Consider the following 5,830-nt stretch of genomic DNA (forward strand, 5'->3'; position numbering starts at 1 on the left):
GGCTTCCGCCGGATCGGTCGGCGGCTCGACCGCCGGATCGGGGGCCGGGTCGAGCAGGGGCTCGGGGTCGGGCTCGGGCGACGAGGGCGGCGGCAAGACGGCGGCCGGCGGGGCCGGTACGGGGGAGGCCGCCGCGGGTGGCGCGGGCCGCGCGGGCGGAAGCGGCCCCGGTGACGGCGGGAACGGCGGCGGAGACGGCGGCGCGGGGAACGGCGGCGGCGCCGGCGCGCCGGAGGGCGGCGACGCGATCTTCGGCGGCGGCTCGCGCTGTTCCCTGGGCTTCAACGTCTCGCTGCGCGGCGCCCCCGCGTTCCTCACGGCGGGCCACTGCGGCAACGCCTCCCGTACGTGGTCCGCGGACCAGGGCGGCGGCCGACCGCTCGGCACGGTCGAGGTCACGGAGTTCCCCGTGAAGGACTTCGCGCTGGTCCGCTACGACGATGCCACTGTGGACGCGCCCAGCTCCGTGGACCTCCAGAACGGGACGCGGCAGGCGATATCCCGGGCGGCGGAGGCGAACGTGGGCATGCGGGTGACCCGCAGCGGCAGCACGACGGGGTCCTCGTCGGGCACGGTGACCGGGCTCAACGCCACGGTCAACTACGGCAACGGCGACATCGTCAACGGCCTCATCCAGACCGACGTCTGCGCCGAGCCCGGCGACAGCGGCGGTTCGCTGTTCTCCGGTGACGCGGCGATCGGCCTCACGTCGGGGGGCAGCGGGGACTGCACGCAGGGTGGGGAAACGTTCTTCCACCCGGTGACGGACGCGCTGCGGTCCACGGGGGCGACGATCGGCTGAGCGCGCCCCGCCCTCCGGGCGGGTCGGCGCGACGTCGTACGCCTGCGGGCGGGTCGGCGCGACGTCGTACGCCTGCGGGCCCGGGCCCGCAGGTGCCGTGATGACCGCGGCCGTGCCGCCCGACTACGCCGAAGCCCCGGCCCCTGCGCTGGGGGCGAACCCGCTCCCCTGCTCGGCGAACACCTTGATCGCGGCGCCCAGGAAATCCACCAGCCCGGGGTGGTAGGAATCGTGGAACGCCCTCATGGCCTCGTCCTCGGCGTAGAAGAGCGACATGCCGACGTAAGCCTCCCTGGAGGGGGTGTAGAACCGGCTGACGATGTCGAAGTGCCTGCGGACGAGCTCCTGGATCTGCTGGTCCCCCGGCAGGGAGCCGCCGTCCAGGAAAGCCGTGATCTCCCGGTACAGGACGTCCCAGTCCTGGTGGACCCGCTCCCTGTCCACATGTTCCCAGTTGTTGGTTTCGGCAAGGCTCTTCGCCTGCTCCTCGGCCAACGACCGGCGACACTCGTCCTCGTCATCGTTCCCCACGGCACCGGTTCCCATCGTTTCGTCACCTCCCCGGTGGATTGCCGAGAGGCCGCCGACATGTCGACATCGGCCGGCCGCCGATGATCAACTGCCGGTCCAGGCCGAACGGTGACACACAGCCACCGGGTCGGCAAACCATTTCTTGGACCCTCCGGCGCTCCGTCCCGGTCACCAGGCGGCGGAAAGGCGCACGGCCCAGCCGCCCCGAAGGGGCGCCGAGCGCGGCGGTCTCGTCTCCGCTCGCGGATTGTGTTGAACTGCGCAACACGATCCGCGAGCGACGATGGGGTGACCGCGATGCCTCTTGAGGGCGAGTACGAGCCGAGCCCGGCGCAGTGGGTGCGCGAACAGGTCGAGCTGTACGAGAGTTCGGGCGGCACGCGGGGGACGACGCTCTGGGACACGGGTCTGCCCGTCGTCATCCTCACGACCCGCGGCGCGAAGAGCGGCAAGATCCGCAAGATTCCCCTGATGCGCGTGGAGCACGAGGGACGGTACGCGGCCGTGGCGTCGAAGGGCGGATTCCCGCGCCACCCGGTCTGGTACTTCAACGTCAAGGCCGACCCGCGTGTGGAGCTCCAGGACGGCGCGGTGCGCCAGGAAATGACGGCCCGTGAGGTCTTCGGGGACGAGAAGGCCGCGTGGTGGGACCGTGCGGTCGCCGCCTATCCGCCGTACGCCGAGTATCAGGAGGCGACCGACCGCGTGATCCCCGTCTTCGTGCTGGAACCCCTGCACGTGCCGGGGCCGACTAACGCCTGACCTCGTCCCCGGTGCACGGCGCACGGCCCACCGTGCGTACGAGAACCGCGTCGACGCCGGCCCGGCCCCGTACCCCGGCGGGAGCGTCGCTCAGCCCGCCCCGTTGACCTGGTGGTCGACCCGCAGGGTCAGCCGCAGCGCGTCCAGCGCGCCGGCCGGAGTGATCCGGTTGTCCGCCTCGCCGCGCAGCACCGCCAGCACATGGTCGATCATCGCGGCGTACTGGTCGGCCTGGGGCAGTTCCACCTCCCGGGCACCGTCGCCGGTCCAGGCGGTGAGCGTCGCGGTGGGTCTGCCGTCATGGCCCATGGTGGAGGTCGATTCCAGGACGCCGTCGGTGAAGGCGGCGGTGTAGCCGCCGCGACCACCCCACGGCATGGGGCGCAGCGAGGACACGGAGCTGCGGGCGATCGCCCCGTCGAAGGCGAACGTCGCCTCGACGGCCGCCGCGTCGGCGTCCCGGGCGACCGCGGTGACGTTGACCTCGCGCGGCATGCCGAGCGCGCGGGTGATGAGGTCGAGGTCGCTGTGCATGGCCTCCATCGGCAGAGCCGCGAGCCCCAGGGAGGCGCCCGGCCACAGGGGGGCCACCGCGGACCAGGCGGTCAGCTCCAGCAGCCGTCCGTAGGTGCCGTCGCGCACGGCGTCCTCCAGCGCCTGGTTGGCGGGGATGAACCGCTCGAACATGTCCACGAACATATGCCGGTCGCTCGCCTCGGCGGCGGCCACGAGCTCGCGGCCCTCCTCCAGGGTCGCGGCCATCGGCAGTTCGGTCAGGACGTGCTTGCCCGCCTCCAGGGCGCGCAGGGCCGTCGGGGCGTGCAGCGGGATCGGCAGACAGATGTCGACCAGGTCGAAGGAGGGGTCGGCGAAGGCCGTGTCCAGGTCGGTGGAGGGGGCGAAGCCGAACCGGCCGGCGGTCCTCGCGGTCTTCTCCGGGTCGCGGCCGAACATCACCACCTCGACGTCTCCGCGGGCGGCGTAGGCGGCGGCGTGGGCCTGGCCGAAGCCGGTGCCGAGCAGGGCGATTCTCATGGCTGTTCCTCAGGGGCAGTGGGTGACGGTGACGCTGCGCGTACGGCCGCGGCCGGATGCCGTGGCCGTGCGCTCGCGGGCGGGCGTCCCCGTTCGATCAGGACGGCTGGGCCTGGCTGACGCACAGCGGCTGGCCGGAGGGGTCCAGCAGGACCGTCCAGTGCTCGCCGCCGGGCTGGAACTCGGGTTTCGTGGCCCCGAGTTCCAGCAGCCGCCGCTCGGCGGCGGCCGCGTCGGGGAACGTCAGGTCGAGATGGAAGGGCAGTTCCTGCTCCGGCCACGCGGGCGCGGTGAAGGAGGCCGCGGTCCAGAAGATGTACAGGGTGGTGCCCACGGTGACGGGGAAGGCGACCTCGTCGCCGCGCTCGTCCGGGTAGGGCTGTCCGACCTCGCCGCCCAGCGCGGCGGCGTAGAACTCGGCGAGCCGGCGTCCGTCGTCGGACCAGATCGCGTACGAGGCCACCGAGCCGTTGAGGGCGGCGGTGGAGTGGGCGGTCAGCCGACCGGCACGGGGTCGGCGTCCCGCGCCCGGTTCGGCCCGGCGGCGTCCGGCTTTCCGGCGCCGGCGGCGCGGGGCAGGGCGAACAGCACGGCGCAGGTGGCCGCGAAGGCGGCGGCGACGTACCACAGGGAGCCGGAGAACGCGTGCGGCATCCGCTGCGCCTGTTCGGCGGGGCCGCCGTGGCCGAGGCGGTCGAAGAAGACCACCGAGGACAGGGCGACGCCGATGGCCTGGCCGAGCTGGGTGGTGGTGTTGGTCAGCCCGGAGGCGGAGCCCGCGTGCTCGTGGGGGACCTCGGCGAGGATGAGATCGGTCAGCGGGGCGATGATCATCCCCATGCCCAGGCCCATCGGGATCAGCGGCACGATCGTCTGCCACAGGGCGATGCCGGCGCCGTAGTGGCCGGCCAACCCCACGAACAGCACCATGCCCGCGGCGGCCAGCAGGCCGCCCGTCTGCAGCACCAGGCGGCCGAAGCGCGGCACCAGTACCTGCATGGACAGCCCGGCGCCGGCCATCATGGCCACCGACAGGGGCATGCCCGACAGTCCCGCCTTCAGCGGCGACCAGCCCAGCCCCATCTGGAGGTAGAGGGTCCAGGCCAGGAAGAACACCCCCGAGGCCAGGCCGAACAGCAGCTGGGCGCCCTGCCCGCCGGCGAAGCCGCGCCGGGTGAACAGCGACAGCTCCACCAGGGGCGAGCCGCCCCGCCGGGCCAGGCGCCGCTCCCAGGCGACGAAGGCGCCGAGCACCGGAACGGAGGCGGCCATGGACGCCCACGTCCAGGCGGGCCAGCCCAGTTCGCGGCCCTGGGTGAGCGGCAGCACGAGCGCCAGCAGGCCCGCGGTGGCCAGCACCACACCGACCCCGTCCAGGCGGGCGGCGCGCTCCGCCTTCGACTCGCCGATCAGCAGCGCCCCGGCGATCAGCCCGGCGACGCCCAGGGGCAGGTTGACCAGGAAGATCGGCCGCCAGCCCAGGCCGAACAGGTCGCCCTCGACCAGCAGCGCCCCCACCAGCGGCCCCGCCAGGGTGCCCAGCGCCATGACCGAGCCGTAGATCCCGAAGACCTTGCCGCGCTCCCGCTCGGGGAAGGTGACGTGGATGATCGACAGCACCTGCGGCACCATGAGGGCCGCCATCGCGCCCTGGGCGATCCGCCCGGCGAGCAGGACCTCCGGTCCGGTGGCGATCCCGCACACCAGCGACGTGAGGGTGAAGCCGGCGACGCCGAGCAGGAAGATCTTCCTGCGGCCGAACAGGTCACCCAGCCGGCCACCGGTGATCAGCCCGAGCGCGAAGGCCAGCGCGTAGCCGCCGGTGATCCACTGCACCTGCGCCGTCGACGCGCCGGTCTCGGCCTGGATGTCGGGCAGGGCGATATGGACCACGGTCACGTCGACCGCGTCCATGAAGGAGGCGACCAGCACCACGACCAGCGCCGCCCACCGGCGCGGATCGACCTGGTTCATTGGGGTTCGGGGGGTTTTGTTCTCGGACATGCCCCTCACGCTAGGAGGCTTTTAGGACACCTCACGTCCGTAAGGAAGCGCATCCTGGAACCATGACGACCGACCTCCCCGCACGGATGCTCCGCCTGCTGTCCCTGCTGCAGACCCGCCGCGAATGGTCCGGCACCGAACTCGCCGAGCGCCTCGGCGTCACCACGCGCACGATCCGCCGCGACATCGACCGCCTGCGCGACCTCGGCTACCCCGTCGACGGCACCACCGGCCACGCCGGCGGCTACCGCCTCGCCTCCGGCGCCGCCATGCCGCCCCTGCTCCTCGACGACGAGGAAGCCACCGCCACCGCCGTCGCCCTGCGCACCGCCGCCGGACACCTCACCGGCATGGAGGAAACGGCCCTGCGCGCCCTGGCCAAACTGGAACAGGTCCTGCCGCACCGGCTGCGCACCCAGGTGGCCGCGCTGCAGCAGACCACCGCCACCATCACCTGGACCGCCGGCGGGCCCCGTACCGACCCGGCGACCCTGTCCGTGCTGGCCGCGGCCTGCCGCGACCACGAAACGGTCACCTTCGACTACACCACCCGCCACGGCGCCTCGGCCTCGCGCCGCGTCGAGCCCCATCACCTCGTCGCCTCCGGCGGGCTGTGGTACCTCCTCGCCCACCGCACTCTGCGCGGCCCGAACCCGCGAACCGAGGACGCACTGGAACACTGGTGCTCCCAGCTCA

At 73.1% G+C, this 5,830-nt stretch carries 7 protein-coding genes; 3 read left to right on the forward strand and 4 right to left on the reverse strand.

Features of this window, described 5'->3' with window-relative positions; all coding sequences use genetic code 11:
• Positions 1-802, forward strand: an 802-nt coding sequence (locus tag ACSNOD_RS27295) for a S1 family peptidase (RefSeq protein WP_436769737.1), incomplete at its 5' end; no start/stop codon positions are given.
• Between the two features lie 123 nt (positions 803-925).
• On the opposite strand, the gene ACSNOD_RS27300 is transcribed toward ACSNOD_RS27295, so the two are convergent.
• Entirely contained in the window at positions 926-1,333 is a 408-nt protein-coding gene (locus ACSNOD_RS27300) for a TipAS antibiotic-recognition domain-containing protein (protein ID WP_436769738.1), read from the reverse strand.
• Between the two features lie 297 nt (positions 1,334-1,630).
• Between ACSNOD_RS27300 and ACSNOD_RS27305 the strand changes: the two genes are divergently transcribed.
• Positions 1,631-2,095, forward strand: coding sequence for a nitroreductase family deazaflavin-dependent oxidoreductase (locus tag ACSNOD_RS27305; protein WP_436769739.1), 465 nt, complete (start codon positions 1,631-1,633; stop codon positions 2,093-2,095).
• Positions 2,096-2,185: 90 nt separating this feature from the next.
• Here the strand turns inward: ACSNOD_RS27305 and ACSNOD_RS27310 are convergent, their stop codons facing one another.
• The 3 genes from ACSNOD_RS27310 to ACSNOD_RS27320 form a co-directional block, all read right to left on the reverse strand.
• Positions 2,186-3,130: a Gfo/Idh/MocA family protein gene (locus ACSNOD_RS27310; protein WP_436769740.1), complete on the reverse strand. Its 945-nt coding sequence runs from the start codon at positions 3,128-3,130 to the stop codon at positions 2,186-2,188.
• Between the two features lie 97 nt (positions 3,131-3,227).
• A complete protein-coding gene (locus ACSNOD_RS27315) occupies positions 3,228-3,593 on the reverse strand; it encodes a VOC family protein (protein ID WP_436769741.1) in 366 nt (121 codons plus the stop codon).
• A 32-nt stretch (positions 3,594-3,625) separates the two neighbouring features.
• Positions 3,626-5,134: an MFS transporter gene (locus ACSNOD_RS27320; RefSeq protein ID WP_436769742.1), complete on the reverse strand. Its 1,509-nt coding sequence runs from the start codon at positions 5,132-5,134 to the stop codon at positions 3,626-3,628.
• A gap of 62 nt (positions 5,135-5,196) precedes the next feature.
• Between ACSNOD_RS27320 and ACSNOD_RS27325 the strand changes: the two genes are divergently transcribed.
• Positions 5,197-5,830 (forward strand): helix-turn-helix transcriptional regulator (locus ACSNOD_RS27325; RefSeq protein ID WP_436769743.1); only part of this gene is annotated, 634 nt, incomplete at its 3' end.

The organism is Streptomyces sp. URMC 123 (assembly GCF_051386515.1).
Taxonomy (GTDB): Bacteria; Actinomycetota; Actinomycetes; order Streptomycetales; family Streptomycetaceae; genus Streptomyces.

Bases quoted from the DNA above. Each gene is read 5' to 3' on its own strand.
- ACSNOD_RS27305 (WP_436769739.1), top strand. From the start codon at position 1,631: ATGCCTCTTGAGGGCGAGTACGAGCCGAGCCCGGCGCAGTGGGTGCGC.
- ACSNOD_RS27310 (WP_436769740.1), bottom strand. From the start codon at position 3,130: ATGAGAATCGCCCTGCTCGGCACCGGCTTCGGCCAGGCCCACGCCGCC.
- ACSNOD_RS27320 (WP_436769742.1), bottom strand. From the start codon at position 5,134: ATGTCCGAGAACAAAACCCCCCGAACCCCAATGAACCAGGTCGATCCG.